This window comes from Curtobacterium sp. SP.BCp, assembly GCF_051903255.1.
Lineage (GTDB): Bacteria > Actinomycetota > Actinomycetes > Actinomycetales > Microbacteriaceae > Curtobacterium.
This window is the reverse complement of sequence record NZ_CP194338.1, coordinates 1,438,852-1,455,769: the sequence shown is the minus strand read 5'-3', so window position 1 is coordinate 1,455,769 and position 16,918 is coordinate 1,438,852. Positions and strand designations below refer to the sequence as shown.

At 74.6% G+C, this 16,918-nt stretch carries 20 protein-coding genes and 1 riboswitch; of the genes, 7 read left to right on the top strand and 13 right to left on the bottom strand.

Features of this window, described 5'->3' with window-relative positions; all coding sequences use genetic code 11:
• Positions 1-2: 2 nt before the first annotated feature.
• Positions 3-1,034 carry a FecCD family ABC transporter permease gene (locus tag ACRQ4C_RS07120; protein ID WP_290132130.1) on the bottom strand — a complete coding sequence of 344 codons (1,032 nt, stop codon included), beginning with the start codon at positions 1,032-1,034 and terminating at the stop codon, positions 3-5.
• A gap of 176 nt (positions 1,035-1,210) precedes the next feature.
• Here ACRQ4C_RS07120 and ACRQ4C_RS07115 point away from each other — a divergent pair, with 176 nt between their 5' ends.
• Complete coding sequence (locus ACRQ4C_RS07115; protein WP_439690641.1) at positions 1,211-2,743, top strand: S1C family serine protease; 1,533 nt, start codon at positions 1,211-1,213, stop codon at positions 2,741-2,743.
• A 131-nt stretch (positions 2,744-2,874) separates the two neighbouring features.
• On the opposite strand, the gene ACRQ4C_RS07110 is transcribed toward ACRQ4C_RS07115, so the two are convergent.
• Both ACRQ4C_RS07110 and ACRQ4C_RS07105 read right to left on the bottom strand, forming a co-directional pair.
• On the bottom strand, positions 2,875-4,029 hold the full coding sequence (locus tag ACRQ4C_RS07110) for a hypothetical protein (protein ID WP_439690640.1): 1,155 nt from the start codon (positions 4,027-4,029) through the stop codon (positions 2,875-2,877).
• Positions 4,030-4,088: 59 nt separating this feature from the next.
• Positions 4,089-4,334 (bottom strand): hypothetical protein, encoded by a 246-nt coding sequence (locus tag ACRQ4C_RS07105; protein ID WP_439690639.1) that lies wholly within the window; start codon positions 4,332-4,334, stop codon positions 4,089-4,091.
• A gap of 42 nt (positions 4,335-4,376) precedes the next feature.
• On the opposite strand from ACRQ4C_RS07105, the gene ACRQ4C_RS07100 reads away from it, so the two are divergent.
• Positions 4,377-4,739 (top strand): RNA-binding S4 domain-containing protein, encoded by a 363-nt coding sequence (locus tag ACRQ4C_RS07100; protein WP_290132134.1) that lies wholly within the window; start codon positions 4,377-4,379, stop codon positions 4,737-4,739.
• Here ACRQ4C_RS07100 and ACRQ4C_RS07095 read toward each other — a convergent pair.
• The 5 genes from ACRQ4C_RS07095 to ACRQ4C_RS07075 all read right to left on the bottom strand — a co-directional run bounded on the left by ACRQ4C_RS07095 (position 4,733) and on the right by ACRQ4C_RS07075 (position 8,435).
• Positions 4,733-5,107: a hypothetical protein gene (locus ACRQ4C_RS07095; RefSeq protein WP_439690638.1), complete on the bottom strand. Its 375-nt coding sequence runs from the start codon at positions 5,105-5,107 to the stop codon at positions 4,733-4,735. The two genes, ACRQ4C_RS07100 and ACRQ4C_RS07095, sit on opposite strands and share 7 nt — an antisense overlap.
• Positions 5,108-5,144: 37 nt before the next feature.
• Positions 5,145-5,516 (bottom strand): hypothetical protein, encoded by a 372-nt coding sequence (locus ACRQ4C_RS07090; RefSeq protein ID WP_439690637.1) that lies wholly within the window; start codon positions 5,514-5,516, stop codon positions 5,145-5,147.
• On the bottom strand, positions 5,516-6,472 hold the full coding sequence (locus ACRQ4C_RS07085) for a J domain-containing protein (protein ID WP_439690636.1): 957 nt from the start codon (positions 6,470-6,472) through the stop codon (positions 5,516-5,518). The genes ACRQ4C_RS07090 and ACRQ4C_RS07085 overlap by 1 nt, the downstream gene beginning before the upstream one ends.
• A 118-nt stretch (positions 6,473-6,590) precedes the next feature.
• Positions 6,591-7,673 carry a winged helix DNA-binding domain-containing protein gene (locus ACRQ4C_RS07080; protein WP_439690635.1) on the bottom strand — a complete coding sequence of 361 codons (1,083 nt, stop codon included), beginning with the start codon at positions 7,671-7,673 and terminating at the stop codon, positions 6,591-6,593.
• A gap of 21 nt (positions 7,674-7,694) precedes the next feature.
• Entirely contained in the window at positions 7,695-8,435 is a 741-nt protein-coding gene (locus ACRQ4C_RS07075; RefSeq protein WP_400415427.1) for a phosphotransferase enzyme family protein, read from the bottom strand.
• 153 nt (positions 8,436-8,588) lie between these two features.
• Here ACRQ4C_RS07075 and ACRQ4C_RS07070 point away from each other — a divergent pair, with 153 nt between their 5' ends.
• Both ACRQ4C_RS07070 and ACRQ4C_RS07065 read left to right on the top strand, forming a co-directional pair.
• Positions 8,589-9,230, top strand: coding sequence for a GntR family transcriptional regulator (locus tag ACRQ4C_RS07070; RefSeq protein ID WP_439690634.1), 642 nt, complete (start codon positions 8,589-8,591; stop codon positions 9,228-9,230).
• A complete protein-coding gene (locus tag ACRQ4C_RS07065) occupies positions 9,227-10,486 on the top strand; it encodes an MFS transporter (RefSeq protein WP_439690633.1) in 1,260 nt (419 codons plus the stop codon). The genes ACRQ4C_RS07070 and ACRQ4C_RS07065 overlap by 4 nt, the downstream gene beginning before the upstream one ends.
• 272 nt (positions 10,487-10,758) lie before the next feature.
• Here the strand turns inward: ACRQ4C_RS07065 and ACRQ4C_RS07060 are convergent, their stop codons facing one another.
• Positions 10,759-11,703: an NUDIX domain-containing protein gene (locus ACRQ4C_RS07060; protein WP_439690632.1), complete on the bottom strand. Its 945-nt coding sequence runs from the start codon at positions 11,701-11,703 to the stop codon at positions 10,759-10,761.
• Positions 11,704-11,771: 68 nt separating this feature from the next.
• Positions 11,772-11,866, top strand: a riboswitch (TPP riboswitch).
• Between ACRQ4C_RS07060 and thiM the strand changes: the two genes are divergently transcribed.
• The 3 genes from thiM to thiD all read left to right on the top strand — a co-directional run bounded on the left by thiM (position 11,855) and on the right by thiD (position 14,909).
• Entirely contained in the window at positions 11,855-12,748 is an 894-nt protein-coding gene (gene thiM, locus ACRQ4C_RS07055) for a hydroxyethylthiazole kinase (protein ID WP_439690631.1), read from the top strand. Its footprint overlaps the riboswitch before it by 12 nt.
• Complete coding sequence (thiE, locus tag ACRQ4C_RS07050) at positions 12,745-13,461, top strand: thiamine phosphate synthase (protein WP_439690630.1); 717 nt, start codon at positions 12,745-12,747, stop codon at positions 13,459-13,461. The genes thiM and thiE overlap by 4 nt, the downstream gene beginning before the upstream one ends.
• Entirely contained in the window at positions 13,458-14,909 is a 1,452-nt protein-coding gene (gene thiD, locus ACRQ4C_RS07045) for a bifunctional hydroxymethylpyrimidine kinase/phosphomethylpyrimidine kinase (protein ID WP_439690629.1), read from the top strand. Before thiE ends, thiD begins: the two co-directional genes overlap by 4 nt.
• A 40-nt stretch (positions 14,910-14,949) precedes the next feature.
• Here the strand turns inward: thiD and ACRQ4C_RS07040 are convergent, their stop codons facing one another.
• From ACRQ4C_RS07040 to ACRQ4C_RS07025, 4 genes are all read right to left on the bottom strand, one after another.
• Complete coding sequence (locus ACRQ4C_RS07040) at positions 14,950-15,453, bottom strand: metallophosphoesterase family protein (RefSeq protein WP_439690628.1); 504 nt, start codon at positions 15,451-15,453, stop codon at positions 14,950-14,952.
• Entirely contained in the window at positions 15,450-15,923 is a 474-nt protein-coding gene (locus ACRQ4C_RS07035; RefSeq protein ID WP_290132146.1) for a MarR family winged helix-turn-helix transcriptional regulator, read from the bottom strand. Before ACRQ4C_RS07035 ends, ACRQ4C_RS07040 begins: the two co-directional genes overlap by 4 nt.
• 166 nt (positions 15,924-16,089) lie before the next feature.
• A complete protein-coding gene (locus ACRQ4C_RS07030; protein WP_439690627.1) occupies positions 16,090-16,551 on the bottom strand; it encodes a VOC family protein in 462 nt (153 codons plus the stop codon).
• A 29-nt stretch (positions 16,552-16,580) separates the two neighbouring features.
• On the bottom strand, positions 16,581-16,877 hold the full coding sequence (locus ACRQ4C_RS07025) for a GNAT family N-acetyltransferase (protein WP_290132148.1): 297 nt from the start codon (positions 16,875-16,877) through the stop codon (positions 16,581-16,583).
• Positions 16,878-16,918: the final 41 nt, after the last annotated feature.

Sequence of the window (16,918 nt, the reverse complement as noted above, 5' to 3'; positions counted from 1 at the left end):
CGTCACAGTCCCCGCACCGCCCGGGACCGGACGAGCGCGATGAACACCGGCGCCCCGATGAGCGCCGTGACGATGCCGACCTGCAGCTCCCCCGGGTACGCGACGACGCGGCCGATGACGTCGGCCGCGAGCAGGAGGGCCGGTGCGACGAGCGCGGAGAGCAGGATCGTCCACCGGTTGTCGGGGCCGGTGAGGCGACGGACGGCGTGCGGGACGGCGAGTCCGACGAAGGCGATCGGCCCGGCGGCTGCCACGGCGGACCCGGCCAGCAGCACGGTCACGACACCGCCGACGACCCGGACGAGCACCACCCGCTGGCCGAGGGACGCGGCGAGCTCGTCGCCGAGCGCGAGGGTGTTGAGCGACCGACCGAGGCCGATCGCGACGACGAGGCCGACCAGCACCGGGACGACGATGACCCCGGCGGTGCCGAGGTCCTTGCCCGCGAGCGCGCCGACCTGCCAGAACCGGAGCTGGTCGAGCAGGGACTGGTTCGTCACGAGGACGGCGGTCGTCACCGAGGACAGCGCCGCGGCGACCACGGCCCCGGAGAGCGCGAGCCCGACCGGGGAGAGCCCGCGCCGGGCGACCGCGGCGATCCCGTAGACGAGCAGCGCCGCGAGTCCGGCCCCGACGAACGCGAAGGGCAGGTACGCGCCCGTGCCGCTGATGCCGAACACCGCGATGCCGGTCACCACCGCGAGGGAGGCCCCGGCGTTGATGCCGAGCACGCTCGGGTCGGCGAGGGGGTTCCGTGTCACGCCCTGCATCACGGCACCGGCGACCCCGAGTGCGGCTCCGGCGAGGAGCCCGACGACGGTGCGGGGCACGCGGTTGCCGAGCACGATCAGGCCGATCTCGTCCCGGCGTCCGGGGTGCAGGACCGTGTCGAGGACGGTCCCGAGCGGGATCGGCCGCGAGCCGAACGCCACGGACAGCGCGACCGCGACGCCGAGGACCACGACCGCCAGCACGGTGGCGCGGACGAGCCGGCCGACGGAGCTGGGCGCAGGAGCGAGGACGGGAGCTGCCATGGGGGTGAGGCAACCCTAACGTGCGCGCCCCGAGCGGATCGGCCCGACGTTCGGCCTTCCCCGAGCGAGCCGTGAGCGTGCGCAGTGCTCGTTCATAGGGTCTCCTTGGGGAACGGGCCTGTACTGGCATCCATCGACGCCCGACCGGGCCGTCGAGGGACGACCGGAGAGCACCGATGAACGAGACCCCGAACCCCGACGCCACCCCTGGCGGGACGAACGGCGCGACGACCGACGGAGCCGCCGCCCGCGCGCAGGGCGGCTGGGAGGCTCCGCACGCCGACCGGTCGACCCTCCGCCCGGCCTACGCCTTCGACGGCAGCGGTCCGTACCTGTACGCACCCGACGGCTCCGGCCCGTACGCCTACACGCACGACGGCCGCGGCCCGTACCTCGTCGGGAGCCCCGCCCTCGACGGGCAGCACTGGTCGAACGGCCAGGGCTGGTCGAACCCGCAGGGCTGGGCGACCGGGGCCGCCGCCGCGAACCACGGTGGGTGGGCGTCCGCGCCGACGAAGCGCCCGCGCCGCCTCGGGCTCATGATCGGCTCGGGCATCGCGGCGCTCGCGATCCTCGGGGCCGCGGGCGGGACGGCGCTCGGACTCTCCTCCCAGCACACGTCGACGACGTCGAGCCAGTCGCAGGGCACGACGACACTCCCCGGGACCGGCAGCGGCAGCGGGAGCAGCGACGGCAGCGGCACGAACGGCTTCACGGTGCCGGGCAACGGACTCGGCACGGGCGACGGCACCGGCACGAGCGACGGCAGCTCCGGGACGAGCACGCAGTCCGCCGCCACCGCCGCGACCGCGGCCCAGAAGAAGGGCGTCGTCACGATCAACACCGTCCTCAACTACGACGAGTCCTCGCAGGCCGCCGGCACCGGGATGATCCTCACGTCGAACGGCACGGTGCTGACGAACAACCACGTCGTGCAGGGCGCCACGAGCATCGTCGTGACCGATGAGACGACCGGCAAGCAGTACAAGGCGGACGTCGTCGGCACGGACGCCACCCACGACGTCGCGGTCCTGAAGCTCGAGGACGCCTCCGGGTTGTCGACCGTGACGCTCGACGACGACGGCGGCGCGAAGACCGGCGACTCCGTCACCGACGTGGGGAACGCCGAGGGCACGGGGAACCTCGTCGCCGCCGAGGGCTCCGTCACCGCGACCGACCAGGACATCCAGGTGCAGAGCGACTCCGGCTCCGGCACCGAGTCCCTCACGGGCATGATCCAGGTCGCGGCGGACATCGTCTCGGGCGACTCGGGCGGCCCGGTCCTCGACAGCGAGGGCGAGGTCGTCGGCATGACGACCGCGGCGTCCTCGGGGTCGGCGGACGTCACGGGCTTCGCGATCCCGATCTCGACCGCGAAGTCGATCGCGGACAAGATCCTCGCGGGTGAGTCCTCGTCGACGATCACGATCGGCCTGCCCGCGTTCCTCGGAGTCGAGGTGAGCGGGACCGCCACGACCGGTGGCGTCGCCGTCGCCGGCACGGTCGAGGGCTCGGGTGCGGCGAAGGCCGGCCTCGGTGCCGGTGACGTGATCACGGCGCTCGACGGCACCGCGGTCTCGACCTCGGACGCGCTGACGGCGGCGATCCAGGCGCACAGCGTCGGCGACCGTGTGACGGTCACCTACACGGACAGCGCCGGGACGTCCCACACGGTGACGATCACGCTGACCGCGGGCCCGGCCGCCTAGGAGCCGCGGAGCACTGCTCGCACCACCGACCGGAACACGTCGGCGCGAGTGACGGTGTCGTCCGCCTACGCGCCGAGCACTGCTCGCACCACCGACCGGAACACGTCGGCGCGAGTGACGGTGTCGTCCGCCTACGCGCCGAGCACCGCCCGCACCACCGACCGGAACACGTTGGCCGGGGCGTCCGCTGAGAACGCGGTCGCCCCGGCCTCGGTGCGTCCGACCCGGGCGAACCCCTGCCCCTCGGCGTGCACGATCGTGACGGGGTGCTGCGCCCCGGGCCGTCGCAGGTGCGAGACCGTCCACGGCGCGGCCCAGAACCGGGCGAGCCGTGGGTCGCCCTCGGCGACGTCCGCGGGCAGGTCCGGCGCGGAGTCGCCGCCGTCGAGGCGGCGCGCCACCAGGTCTGCCCGGACCGACCCCGTGCGGAACGGGAAGGTCCACACCGGGCGGATGCCGAGCCTCCCGGCCATGACCGCGACCACGCGCTCGGGCGGGACGGCGGCGACCACCTGGTCGTCCGTCCCGTCGACGACGGTGCCGTCCCAGGCCTGGAGGCGCGACTCGCTCCCGTCGGGCAGCCGCTGCTCGAGGGTGGTCGGCTGGGTGTCCTCGGCCCAGGGGCCGATCAGGGACTGCGTGGCCTCGGGCAGGGTGCCGAGGCGTCCGACGAGGCCGGCGTCGATGAGCTCGCGGCCGGCGGGGCTGCGGAGGAGGCCGGGGTTCCACCGGCGCCCGGCGAGGCTGCGGAGGGTCGACACGGCCTCGGCGCCGAGTCGTGGACCGTCGAGGGCGGGAGCGGCGGGTGCAGCGGGCAGGGGCTCGAGGTCGCAGTGCGGGCGTGCCGCGGTGGGCTCGGTCGCGCGGACGGTGTCGAGCACGGCGAACACGAGGTCGTCGGTCGCGAGCATGCGGGCCAGCGGCCGTTCGACGGTGAGGTCGACGCGGTGCCGCCCGGTGACGAACACGAGGTGGGCTCCGGCGACGGCGCCGTCCTCGTCGGGCCGGACGTACTCGACGAGGCGTGCGGGGGCGCCCGCGGCGGTCCAGACGTCGACGCCGACGAGCAGCAGGCCCTCGACCGACCCCGGCAGGCGCTCGAGGAGGCTCGTGTGCTCCTCGGCGATCGTTCGGTCGCTCGGACGGGAGCGGACGGTGAGCACCACGTCGTCGCCGGTGAGCCGGAGGTCGGCCTGCGGGGCGTCCTCGCGACGCCAGGCGTCCGGCCGGCGGAGCGTGAGGCGTGCGGTGCGGTCCTCGGTGCCGAGCGGGACGGGGACTGCCATGCTCCGAGGCTACGGGGGCGCACCCGGGAGGTCGGGTGCGGCGCGCCGGGCGGTCGGGCTCAGCGGCGGCGGACGGCCGGGGGCGGCACGGGCTTCGCGGCGACGACGTCGGCGAGCGCCACCTCGACGGGCCCCCGGCGGGTGTCGATCGTCACCGTGGCGTCCGTCCGGGCGCGCAGCTCGCCGAGGGCGTCCCGCGCGCCGTCGCCGTGGTGTGCACGGACGACGAGCCGGTCGCCGAGTTCCGCGTCGTGCAGCACGCCCAGCGCGAGGGCCCGTGCGACGGCGGCCGGGTCGGTGGTCATGCTGTCCAGGGTAGGGCGGGCGGGGCGTCGTAGGGTGTCGGGATGGAGAAGGCGCGGGTCGACAGCTGGATCTGGGCGGTCCGCATCACGAAGACCCGCTCCGCCGCGACGGCCGCGTGCAAGGCCGGCCACGTCCGGGTGAACGGGGAGCGCGCGAAGCCGGCGCAGCCGATCGGCCCCGGCGACGAGGTCCGGGTGCGGCAGAACGGCTTCGACCGCATCGTCGTGGTGCGCGGGATCATCCTGAAGCGGACGAGCGCCCCCGAGGCCGCGAAGCACTTCGAGGACAAGACCCCGCCGCGACTCCCCCGCGAGGAAGCCGGGTTCGTGCCGCAGCGCGACCGGGGTGCGGGGCGTCCGAGCAAGCGGGAGCGCCGCGACCTCGAGAAGCTCCGCGGCTACTGACGGCTGCTGCTGCTGCCGGGGACGTACCGGTCCACGACGACGACGAACCAACCGGAGTCGACGTCGACCGGTTCCCCGGTCCAGGGCGCTTCGAGGTGGCCGTCGTCCTGGTCGTCGGACCCACAGAGCGCGCTCCCCGAGGGGATGCGGTGCACGGGGACCCGAGTGCCGTCCTCGGCGACGACGAACAGGTCGGTGACCCGGCCGCGGAGCTCGACGATGTCGGTGTCGTCCTCGTGGTGCCGCGACTCCGAGTACTCCGCCCCCTCGCCGTACGCGGTGAAGTCCGCCCGGGCGTCGCGCTCGTAGGCGGGGCCGCAGCAGTCGTGCTCCCAGCCGCCGACCTCGACCTCGACCTCCTCGCGCATGTCGTGATGCTACGACGAGGCCCGTGCCGGGGCGCGGTCAGCGACGAGGACGTCTGCCGGAGGGATCGACGACGACCTCGAACTCGGGGTCCCCGTCCCACTCGACCTCGACGGGCTGCCCGGTCCACCGTGCTTCGAGGTGACCGTCGTCATCCTCGTCGAACCCCCGCAGCGACCGACCGTCCGGGATCCGCTCGACGGCGACGCGACCGGAGCGGCCGACGGCGTACAGATCGACGACCCGCCCGCGGATCGTCTGCGTCCGGACGGTGCCGTGTCGGACCTCCGCGAACCGCCGCGCGCCGTCGGCCTGCACGACCGGGTACTCGACCTCGTCCCCGATCTCGACGGCCCCACCGCAGCAGAGGTGCTCCCAGCCCCCGACCTCGACCACGACCGGCTCGGGCATCAGACGAAGCGGACCGTCTGCTGCAGGCGGTCGCGGACGTCGAACACGTCGACCGACCCGACGGGCGAGAGTGCGCCGGACAGCACGTACGCCAGGGCGCTGCGCTTCACGACGAACGCGGTGGGCTTCCGCTGCGAGCCGACGAGCTGGACGTCCTCGTCGACGGCGGAGTCCGGCACGACGAGGATCCGGCCGGTGAAGCGGACGCGGGTCTGCTTCTGCACGGCGCGGGCGGCGCGGACGAGTTCCTTGACGGGTCGCTCCCCCGGCGCGAGGGTCTCGCCGACGATCTCGCCGCCCTCGACCTGCACGGGTCCGCCCCAGTCGATGGACTCGAGCGCCCACAGCCCCGAACTCGTGAGCACGGCGTGGTCGAGCTTGCCCTCGGGTCCGGCGTCGAGGTCGTGCCAGACGGTGACGCCGATGCCCATGTCCGCGACGATCGACGCCGTGGCCTCCTCGGCGAGCGCCTCGCCGAGGAGCCGGCGGATGTGTCGGGGCGCGGAGCGGATGAGCGCGGGGTCGTAGGGGTCCTCGATGGGGTCGCCCAGACCGACCCACTCGCGTTCGGCCTGCAGGAAGACCTCGCGGGACCGCCCGCCGGGGTGTCCGTGGGAGCGGGCACGGGGGCGTGAGTCGCGACGAGCCGACGGGGGTGCGTAGGCGTCGCGGGGTGATCCGTGCCTCCAGGCCGAGGAGCCGGACCCTGCTGACCCGGCCTCGTACGTCGGGGCCGAGCCGGGGCGGGCGCCCGCGTCGTAGGCGCGGCGGGCGGCGGGGGTGCCGATGCGCTCCCAGGCGAGCTGGACGCGTCGGAAGGACTGCGGGTCGCCGCCGAGGTCGGGGTGCGACTCGCGGGCGGCCTTCCGGTAGGCGCGGCGGAGCTCGTCGTCGTCGGCGGTCGCGGGGACGCCGAGGACCTCGTACGGGGTGGCGTCGGCCGGGCTGTCGGTCATGGCCCTGCGACATTACCCGAGGGAGCGTCGGGGTCAGCCGCACACGCGCTGGGTGCTGGCTGGGCGACGTTGGTCCGCGCAGGCGCGTGTCCGCGCGTGCGCAGGGTCGAGCGGACGGTCAGGCGACCGAGAACGTCACCGGGGCGCCGAGCCAGCGGGCGTGCCGGTCAGCGGCGGCACCGAGTGCGCGGACGGCCGACGGGGCGAGCGGGGCGAAGGGCGTGACCGTCACCCGCACCCCGGACGCGCGTTCCGCTCGGGTCCACGTCCCCACGACGACGCCCCGGACGACGGCCATCGGCAGGAAGATGCCGTTGCCGCCCGGCACGACGCGGTCCTGGTGCTCGACGGGCAGCTGCGCGGAGCGGTCGGCGTAACCGAGCAGGTACTCGTCGAAGCCGGGGAGCAGGTGTCCGGTCGGGGTGCCGCCCGTCGGCGGACGGTCGGCGAGCGCGAGCAGCCCTCCGCCGAGGTGCTCCACGGCGTCGCCGGCGGCGGCGATGCCACGGCGGACGTCCCCGAGCGGGAGCTTCGTCCACGCGGCGGCGTCGGCCTCGGTGGCCGGACCCCTGCCCCGCAGCCAGCCCGTGAGGAGCCGGCGGAGCGCCTCGTCACGGTCCGGCACGGGTTCGACGGCGGGAGCCCACTCGTCGAGGAGCACGATGCCCTGGCCGACCCGGGCGGTCGGCCCCCAGACGACCAGTCCGTCGAGCGACAGGCGGAGCAGGAGGTGGTAGCCGCGTCCACCGGCAGGGTCGATGCCGACGGCGCGCCAGCGGTCGAAGAGGTCGTCGCGGACGAGCGAGCGACCACCGCCCAGCGCCTCGACCGTGGCGTCGCGGGCCGTGGTGACGAGCGCCTCGTCGATCCCGAGCTCGGCAGCGCGACGGGCGATCGAGCGCACGGTGCGGTCGGCGGTGAGCGAGGCGATCAGCCGGAGGTCGTCTGGTCGGAGGGCGTGCAGGGTGCCCCGCATCGGCCAGCCCCGGACGAGTTCGCCGCGGTCGAAGGCGGCCCGGACGTCGTCGCGCGTGGACCCGGGCGTGCGGACACCGATCGCCCAGAGCACCTGCCCGAGGTCCTGGCCCTGCACGGCCGTCATGCGTGCGACCGCCGCGGTCGGCGCGGTGCCCGGGGCGCCGATGCCCTGCGCGGCCAGACGCTCGGCCCGGAGCCGCGCAGGGGTCGGCTGCACGGACACGGGCGACCGGGACACCGGGCGTCAGGCCACGGCCGCCGCGATGGCGTCCGCGTGCTGCTCGATGAACGCCACGTCGGCGCGGTAGAGCTCGACGTGTCCGTGCGCGAGGTCGCTGACGAACTTCGGGTCGCCTGCCGCTGCCTCGGTCTCGATGGTCGTGACGAGCGCCACGAGCGAGGACACCATGGTGTCGACGAGGACCGATCGCGAACGGGCGTCGAGCTCGTAGGCCCGGCAGAACTCGGCGGCGCGCCCGAGCCGGAGGTCGAGCGACGCGGTGCCGCCCTCGACGACGCCGGTCGTGAACGGCGCGAAGCGGTACACGGCACTCGCGACGTCCCAGACCCGGGGCCCCGGGTGTGCGGTGTCGAAGTCGATGATGCCGACGGCTGCGATGCCGTCGTAGACGCAGTTGTACGGCGCGAAGTCGCCGTGGACGATCGTCTCGACCGGGGCGCGCTCCGCCTGGGACCACACGTCGGCGTCACTGCGGGGGAAGTCGGCCGCGGCGTCGTGGTAGTGGCGGAGCATGCGTGCCGTGGTCACGAGCGCGGCCTCGCTCGCGATGTCCTGGTTCCACGGGTAGTCACCGGCGGTGCCCGGGACGAACGACACGGTCTCGAGGGCGTCCCCGAGCGAGATCGGTTCCGGCACCCCGACGAAGCCGTGACCGTGCACGTGTTCGAGCAGCCGGTGGACAGTGGGCGTCCACGGACCCGCCGGGCGGTGGACCCGGTCGTCAGCCCTGGTGATGCGTTCCATCAGGGGTACCTCCTGTTGAGCGTCGACGTTGACGTTGGCCGCCAGCGTATCCGTGCCGCCTGCCCGCTGGAGTGATCCGACGCACGACGTCACGGGAACGTCACGTCGAGGAAATGCATGCAGCGTTGCATGCAAAGCGTAGGATCGTTCGTCGTGGAAGCCTCGATCAGCACCGCAGCAGCGTCGGACCGCGCCTACGACCACGTGAAGCGCGCCGTCATCCGCGGCGACCTGCCCGGCGGGACCGCGATCAGCGAGAACGCGCTCTGCCAGGAGATCGGCGTGTCCCGGACACCGGTCCACGAGGCGTTCCTGCGGCTCGCGGCCGAGGGCCTCATCACCCTGGAGTCCCGGAAGGGAGCCGTCGTCCGCCCGATGTCCCCGAACGAGGCAGCCGACGTGCTCGAGATGCGGGAGGCGATCGAGTCCACCGCGGCGACCCGGGTGGTCACCGACGGCCGGGCGGCGGAGCTCGTCCCCGTCCTCCGGTCGATGTTGACGGAGCAGCAGGAGGCGGTCGCCGCGGGGGACGTCGACCGGTTCGTCGAGGTGGACGCCGAGTTCCACGGCGCGGTCATCGGCGCCTCGCGGAACGGGATCGCGGTGATGTTCGCGCAGACCCTGCGGGACCGCCAGCAACGACTCCGCCACCACCTCATGCGGCTCCGGCCCGAACAGCTGCAGGCGTCGCTCGACGACCACCACGCCCTCGCCGCCGCGATCGAGGCCGGTGACGCCGCCCGGTACGCCGAGGTCCTGCGCGCCCACGTCGCGTCGCACCGGGGCGCCCTGTGAGCGCGGCCGACGCCACCACCGGCAGCGTGCCCACCACCGGCTCGGTCGCGCTGCCGCGGACGCGCAGCCGCGTCCTGCCGTGGGTGGCCGCCTGGGGTGCCGTGTTCGTGTGCTCGTGGGGAGGCAACCAGTTCTCGCCGCTGCTGCTCATGTACGAAGAGCGGCAGCACTACTCGTCCGTGCTCGTGAACGTGTTCCTCGGGGTCTACGTCCTCGGACTCGCGCCGGCGCTGCTCGTCGCCGGGTCGCTGTCCGACCGGCACGGCCGCCGCCCGCTCCTGCTCGTGGGCATCGGCACCGCCGTCGTCGGGAGCGGGCTCCTGGCGCTCGGGCCGTTCAGTCCCGCGTTCCTCGCCGCCGGGAGGCTCTTCTCCGGCGCCACGGTCGGCATCGCGATGGCGGTCGGCAACAGCTGGGTGAAGGAGCTCTCGCAGGGCCGCTTCGACCCCCGCGCCGACTCCGGCTCGGGGGCCCGACGGGCGTCGCTCGCGTTCACCCTCGGATCCGCGTCGGGAGCACTCGTCGCCGGGGTCATCGCCCAGTGGGGGCCGATCCCCGAGGTCCTGCCGTTCCTCGTGCACATCGCGGTCGCCCTGCCGTTCGCCATCATCGTCTGGCGGACCCCGGAGACGAACACCGTCGGAGGCCTCCCGGGTCCCTGGTGGCGCCAGCTGCGCATCCCGAGCGCCGGCCACCGCCGCTTCACGCGCGTCGTGCTCGTCGCGGCGCCGTGGATCTTCGGCTCGGCGGCGATCGGCTACGGCTACCTGCCGACGCAGCTCGCCGACGCGACCGGCACGTGGGGGCTCGTGTTCGCCACCGCAGCGACCGTGATCGCCCTCGGCGTCTCCAGCGCGGTGCAGCCGATCGCGAAGCGCGTGCACTCCGTGACCTCCGCGCGGGGCCTCGCCGTGGCGGTGGCACTCATGACGGTCGGCATCGCGGTCGTCGCCCTCGCGATCGCCCTGCAGTCCGTGTGGATCGGTCTCGGCGCGAACGTCGTCATCGGCGTGGGCATCGGCCTCGCGCTCGTGTCGTCACTGCTCGAGGTCCAGCGGATCGCCGGCACGCGCGACCTCGCCGGGCTGACCGGCGTCTTCTACGCCGCGGCGTACGCCGGCTTCCTCGCGCCCGCCGTGATCGCGGCGGTCGCCGGGTTCGTGGCCGTCCCGGTCGTCCTCGCCGTGGTCGTCGCGCTCGGCGTGGTCTCGTGGGTCGCGATCGCGGTGTCGTCCGGGAGGCACATCCCGGCCTGAGCGCGCCGCCCCTCGTCCGACGGTGGGTCGCCGAGTGCGGGCAGGTGCGGTGCGACGGGACGTTCCGTTCCGCGAGTGGCCGATCCGGTGCACGATCCCCGACGTTCGCGAACCGGATCGGCCAACGCGCAGACCCAAGTCGCGTCCGCGGCCGTGCTGAGCCCTCCGGACGGCGCGCCCCGTGTCGAGAGTCCGCACGGTTGGACGTCGCGCGGCGCGGAAAGCGCGGCCGGACAGCAGGACGGGTCAGTGCGGCAGGTCAGTGCGGCACGTCAGCGCGGCAGCGCGTCGCGTAGCCATGCCGGGCCGCGCACGCCGGCGCCGAGCGCCTCGACCCGGGAGCGCAGCTCCCGGTCCGCCGTGACGACGAGCACGGGCGCGTCGTTGTCAGCGAGTGCCTGCTGGGTGGCGGCGACGATCGCGTCGTCACCCGACGCCGCTGCCCGCACCACGTCGACGGGGCGGGGGGACGTGTCGGGGGCGAGCCGTGCCTCCCGGGCGTCGCCCTCCAGCACCACCGTCCAGCGCGGCCACCAGTGGGCGAACGGGAGGTCGAGCTCGGCCGAGGCGACGCCGTCCGCGGCGAGCGCCCTGACGCCGTCGACCAGCCGGGCGGCGGCGCGGGCGCGGTCCTTCCACCAACCGTCGGGTCGGCTGCCGACGACGTTGGCGGCGTCGACCACGACCCGGGGCGAGGTGTCGAGGGACGCGCGGAGCGCCGGCCAGGAGGCACCGAAGCCGGGGTGGAGCGGGAGGTCCGCGACCTCGCCGACGGGGATCCAGGACAACGCGAGGCTCTCACGGTCGGCGATCACCGGTTCGAACTGCCGGGAGGCGCGTCCGACGACGGTCGTGTAGGTCCAGAACCCGAGGTCGAGGACCGCGGTGTGTCGGAGGTCGATGCCCTCCTCGGGGACACCTGCCTCTTCGGCGGACTCGCGGAGGGCGCCCGAGACCGCGTCCTCGCCCTGGTGCCGGGCGCCGCCGGGGATGCCCCAGGTGCCGCCGTGGTGGCTCCACTCGACGCGGTGCTGGAGGAGCACGCGTCCGGAGCCGTCGTCGACCAGGAGGCCCGCCGCGCCGAAGCGTCCCCACGCCTTGGTGCCGTCGGGGCCGATCGCCCACGCATCACCGGGGTCGCGGGGGCCCGGCGGCGGCCCGGGCGGCGTGGTGCCGTCCACACCGGGGAGGCGGTTCACACCAGGGACGTCGGGCACCGGTCCACCTTCCCACACACGGCTGTCCGTGTGACCGCCGTGGGTCACGGAGCGTCGTGTACGGTGACGATCGAGACACGGGGTGCCGCGACCGCGGCTGAGATCACACCCGTCGAACCTGCTCGAGCTCGTACTCGCGAAGGGATCGTCCATGCGCACTGCTGCGCCCGTACCCACCACCGCTGCGCCGGACCTCGTGCTCCGGTGCGCCGACCTGCTCGAGGCCGTCCGTGCCCGCGCCCCGCTCGTCCAGTGCGTCACGAACACCGTGGTGCAGAACGTGACGGCGAACGTGCTCCTCGCGGTCGGGGCCTCCCCCGCCATGGTCGACGTACGCACCGAGGCCGGTCCGTTCGCCCGGGTCGCCGACGCGCTGCTCGTGAACACCGGCACACCGCACGAGGAGACCCGTGACGCCGCCGTCGAGGCGGCGACCGCGGCCGTCGACGCCGGGACGCCGTGGGTGCTCGACCCCGTGGCGGTCGGGGCGCTCCCCGTCCGGACCGCGCTCGCGCACGAGCTGCTGGCCCTGCGGCCGACCGTCCTGCGGGGCAACGCCTCGGAGGTGCTCGCCCTGCTCGACGGCGCGGCCGGAGGCCGAGGGACCGACGCGACGGCCACCACGGACGACGCGAGGGCCGCTGCGAGAGCGTCGGCCGGGAGGCGCGTGGGCGCCGTGGCGGTGTCCGGTCCGGTCGACCTGGTGGTCGCCCCGGACGGGACCGTCGTGCGGGTCGCGAACGGGACGGACCTGCTGACCCGGATCACCGGCGGCGGGTGCGCGCTCGGTGCGGTGGTCGCCGCGTTCGCGTCGGTCACCGCCGACCCCGGCGACGCCGCCGTGGCCGCGACCGTGGCGTACACGGTGGCGGCCGAGCTGGCCGCCCGGGACGCCGGTGGTCCGGGGACGTTCCAGCCGCTGTTCCTCGACCGGCTCGCGTCCCTCACACCGGAGGACCTCGTGGAACGCTCCCGCGTGTCCACCGAGGACGGCACGGGCACGGCGGACTCCACCCCTGCCGTGCCGGCTCGGAGCGAGCGGTGACCGCGGCTGCTCGCACGGCGGGAGACGGCCTCGGCGTGTACCTCGTGACGGACACGGAACTGGCCGGACGGCACGGCCTCGGCGTCCTCGGTGTGGTCCGGGCCGCGGTCGCCGCCGGGGTCCGCACCGTGCAGGTGCGGGACAAGCATGCCTCGGCGCGAGGCCTCACGGGATTGGCGGCCGCCGTGGCCGATGCGGTGGGCGACCGGGCGACGGTGGTGGTGGACGACCGGCTCGACGTCGTGCTCGCCGCGCGGCACGCCGGACACCGCGTCGCGGGCGTGCACCTCGGCCAGTCCGACGTGCCGGTGACCGCCGCGCGTGCCCTGCTCGGACCGGCGGCCCACGTGGGCCTGACCGCGAACACGCCGGAGCACCTCGCGGCCGTCGCTGCCCTGCCGGCCGGGACGGTCGACCTGCTCGGTGTGGGCGTCGTCCACCCCACCACGACGAAGCCCGACCACCCCGCGCCGCTCGGCGTCGACGGGTTCGCCCGGATCGCCGCCGTCACCGGGCTGCCGTGCGTCGCGATCGGCGGCGTCACCCTCGACGACGTCGCGCCGCTCCGCGCCGCCGGAGCGGCGGGGGTGGCCGTCGTCTCCGGCATCTGCGCGGCTGCCGACCCCGGGGCGGCCGCTGCCGCGTACGTGACCGCCTGGCGGACCGGAGCTGACCGGCCGGGTGCACCGCGCCTCCAGGGCGGTGTCCGGTGAGCGTCCCACGGGTCCTGTCGATCGCGGGGACCGACCCGACGGGCGGCGCCGGACTGCAGGCGGACCTCAAGGCGATCGCCGCCCACGACGGCTACGGCATGGGCGTCGTGACCGCGCTCGTCGCGCAGAACACCACCGGCGTGCGCGCCGTCCACCTCCCGGCGACGACGTTCCTGCGCGAGCAGCTCGACGCGGTGTCGGACGACGTGACGATCGACGCGGTCAAGGTCGGGATGCTCGGGACGGCCGAGGTCGTGTCGACGGTCACGTCATGGCTCGCCGAGCACCGACCGCCGGTCGTCGTGGTGGACCCGGTGATGGTGGCGACGAGCGGCGACCGACTGCTGTCCGTCGACGCCGAGGCCGCGCTCACCGACCTCTTCGCGCACGCCGACCTGCTCACGCCGAACCGGGCGGAGCTCGGGGTGCTCGCCGACCTGGCGCGGCGGACGACCGGCGCGGGGGCCACCGCCGACGGCGACGCTGCGCCGGACGACGCAGCCCTGGTGGCCCGGACCTGGGACGTACTCGTGCTCGCGAAGGGCGGGCACGACGACGGCCCGACGTCCGACGACGTACTGGTGTCCCCGGACGGGAGCTCGCGAGTCTTCCGCGGACCGCGGATCCGAACGGCGAACACCCACGGCACCGGCTGCTCCCTGTCGAGCGCGATCGCCACGCTCACCGCACGGCACGGTGACTGGGAGCTCGCGGTCGGGGCAGCCAAACGGTGGCTCACGACCGCGCTCGAGCACGCCGACGCGCTCGACGTCGGCGCCGGGAACGGCCCCGTCGACCACGGTGCCGCGACGCGGGCCGCGCTGCCGCCCGTCCCGTGGACCCGGACGTGGTGGGAGGACGTCGCCGACGTCCGCGAGGCGACCCTGGCCGGGGAGTTCCTCCGTCGTCTGGCCGACGGGACGCTGCCGCCCCCCGTGTTCGACGCGTACCTCGCGCAGGACGTGCACTACCTCCGGACGTACGAACGCCACCTCAGAACCCTGGCCGACCGGTCGTCCGGCGCGGCCGCGACGTTCTGGCGCACCGCCGCCGACGGGTGTGCCGCCGAGGCGCGGGACCTGCACCACCGACGCCTCGGGGACGCGCACGCCGACGATCCGGTGCACCCCGTGTGCGCCGGCTACCTGGCGCACCTGCAGGCCGCGGCGGACTGCGGCTCGACGGCCGTGCTCGCGGCCGCCGTGCTGCCCTGCTTCCGGGTGTACGCCTGGGTCGGGACGCGGCTGGGCGTCGCGCCCGAGGGGCACCCGTACGCGGACTGGGTCTCGGCGTACGGCGACCCGGGCTTCGCCGCGGCGAGCGCCGAGGCCACCGAGCAGGTGGAACGCCTGGCCGCCGTGGCGACCGCCGAGGAGCGAGGGCGCATGGCGCGTGCCCACCGTCGGTCGACCGTGTGGGAGGAGGCGTTCTTCCGGATGGCGCTGTGACCGCCGAGGGGCAGTCGCCGCCGTGCGACCGCTGCGTGCGTCAGCGCGGGGGCAGCCGGACGAGCTCGACGGTCAGGTCGCTGCCGTCGACCGTCCCACGCATCCACGTGTGGTCCGGTTGGCGACGGCGGTCCGTCGGCGAACCGGGGTTGAGCAGGCGGAGTCCGGTGTCGGCGACCGAGTCCCAGGGGATGTGCGAGTGGCCGAAGACGAGCACGTCGACGTCCGGGAAGGCGGCGGCGGCGCGGCGTTCCCGTCCGGTCGCGGCGCCCGTCTCGTGCACGGCCGCGAAGCGGAGGTCCTCGACGGTGAAGCGGGCCTCGAGCGGGAGCCGGTCGTCGAACTCCGGGCCGTCGTTGTTGCCGCGGACCCCGACGAACCGACGCGACCGGCCGGCGACGGCGTCGAGCGTCGCGAGGTCCACCCAGTCCCCCGCGTGCACGACGAGGTCGGCGGCGTCGACGTCGCCCCAGAGCGCGGCCGGGAGGTCCTTCGCGCGCTTCGGCAGGTGGGTGTCGGACAGCAGGACGAACGAGGTCGTCACGACGCGGCGCCGCGGGCCGGCATCGGAAGACCGGCCTCGTCCGCGGTGCCGAGGCGTTCGAGCAGGCCGGCGAGCAGGGCGATGTCGTCGTCGGACCAGTCGGCGAGGCGTTCCTCGAGGGCGTCGCGGTGCAGCCGGACGGACCGCTCGAGTGCCGCGCAGCCGGCCTCGGTCGCGATCAGCGGCTTCGCGTTGCCGGTACCACCGTCGGTCGTCCGCACCAGTCCCGCCGCGAGGAGCCCCGAGAGCTGCCGGGAGATCGTCGACCGGTTGAGTCGGAGGTAGCGGGCGATGTCGATGGCCATGCAGCCGGGGTGCTCGACGACGAAGTCCACGAGCGACTGGTCCACGACGCTGAGCACCTCGTCCGACCCGCGCGCCCGGATGCTGGCCCGCCTCGTGATGCGGGAGAGCTCGGTGTAGGCGCGTCCGACGTCGGCGTTCCGGACATCGGACCTCGGGTGGTCCATGGTGGCTCCTGCCTGTCGAGGGCCGTCTCGCACCGGCTCGTCCCGGTACCTTGCGGTCAGAGGATACCGATCGGTCGCTGACCGGACTGCCAGACCCGCCGAATGCCAGACCCGCCGAATGCCAGACCCGGCCGACTGCCGGCCCCCGACTGCACGGCCCGCCGGGTCAGCTGCCGGCTGCCGCGGCCTGGAGCGCCGCGATGTCGAGCTTCTGCATCCGCATCATGGCCTCGTACACGCGGGCGTTCGCGGCGGGGTCGCCCGAACCGGTCATGAGCTCGCCCATCATCGACGGGGTGACCTGCCACGCCACACCCCAGCGGTCGAAGAGCCAGCCGCACATCGACGGCCGTCCGCCGTCGGCGAGCAGCGCGTCCCACACCCGGTCGAGCTCCTCCTGCGTGTCGACGTCGACCTGGAACGACACGGCGTCGCTGTGCGGGTGACCGGGGCCGCCGTTCATGGCGCGGAACCCCCGGCCGAGCAGCGTGAACTCGACCACGAGCGCATCGCCGTCCGGGGTCTCGGCGACGCTGTCGATCCGCGAGTCGGGGAACAGCGAGACGTACAGCTCGGCTGCCTGCCGTGCCTGGTCGTCGTACCAGAGGAACGGGGTGATCGCGGTCATCGTCGGCTCCTGCTCTCGGTCCTGCCCGCTCAGTCCGCGACGCCGCGGCTGAGGAGCCCTGCTCGTTCGGGGTGCTCGTCGAACCACTGCCCGACGAACCAGCACATCGGGACGACGCGCTTGTCCGACGTCCGTTCGACCTCGTCGATCGTGTGCGTCACCAGGGCAGCGGCGTACCCGTGCCCGCGGTGCTTCGGCACGGTGTACGTGTGCGGGAAGGCGATCGCGTCGCCGTTCTCGCGGTAGTCGAGGACGCTGACGAGCTCGCCGTCGACGTACATCGCGTAGCGGCTCTCGTCGGCCTCGTGGCGGAACTCCTCGGTCATGCCGCCATCATGCTCCGGGAATGCCGTCCCGGCCCGTGCGT

What these genes read in the sequence shown, in the direction of transcription:
- ACRQ4C_RS07120 (WP_290132130.1), bottom strand. Translation starts at nt 1,034, where the DNA reads ATGGCAGCTCCCGTCCTCGCTCCTGCGCCCAGCTCCGTCGGCCGGCTC.
- ACRQ4C_RS07115 (WP_439690641.1), top strand. Translation starts at nt 1,211, where the DNA reads ATGAACGAGACCCCGAACCCCGACGCCACCCCTGGCGGGACGAACGGC.
- ACRQ4C_RS07110 (WP_439690640.1), bottom strand. Translation starts at nt 4,029, where the DNA reads ATGGCAGTCCCCGTCCCGCTCGGCACCGAGGACCGCACCGCACGCCTC.
- ACRQ4C_RS07105 (WP_439690639.1), bottom strand. Translation starts at nt 4,334, where the DNA reads ATGACCACCGACCCGGCCGCCGTCGCACGGGCCCTCGCGCTGGGCGTG.
- ACRQ4C_RS07100 (WP_290132134.1), top strand. Translation starts at nt 4,377, where the DNA reads ATGGAGAAGGCGCGGGTCGACAGCTGGATCTGGGCGGTCCGCATCACG.
- ACRQ4C_RS07095 (WP_439690638.1), bottom strand. Translation starts at nt 5,107, where the DNA reads ATGCGCGAGGAGGTCGAGGTCGAGGTCGGCGGCTGGGAGCACGACTGC.
- ACRQ4C_RS07090 (WP_439690637.1), bottom strand. Translation starts at nt 5,516, where the DNA reads ATGCCCGAGCCGGTCGTGGTCGAGGTCGGGGGCTGGGAGCACCTCTGC.
- ACRQ4C_RS07085 (WP_439690636.1), bottom strand. Translation starts at nt 6,472, where the DNA reads ATGACCGACAGCCCGGCCGACGCCACCCCGTACGAGGTCCTCGGCGTC.
- ACRQ4C_RS07075 (WP_400415427.1), bottom strand. Translation starts at nt 8,435, where the DNA reads ATGGAACGCATCACCAGGGCTGACGACCGGGTCCACCGCCCGGCGGGT.
- thiM (WP_439690631.1), top strand. Translation starts at nt 11,855, where the DNA reads ATGCGCACTGCTGCGCCCGTACCCACCACCGCTGCGCCGGACCTCGTG.
- ACRQ4C_RS07035 (WP_290132146.1), bottom strand. Translation starts at nt 15,923, where the DNA reads ATGGACCACCCGAGGTCCGATGTCCGGAACGCCGACGTCGGACGCGCC.
- ACRQ4C_RS07030 (WP_439690627.1), bottom strand. Translation starts at nt 16,551, where the DNA reads ATGACCGCGATCACCCCGTTCCTCTGGTACGACGACCAGGCACGGCAG.
- ACRQ4C_RS07025 (WP_290132148.1), bottom strand. Translation starts at nt 16,877, where the DNA reads ATGACCGAGGAGTTCCGCCACGAGGCCGACGAGAGCCGCTACGCGATG.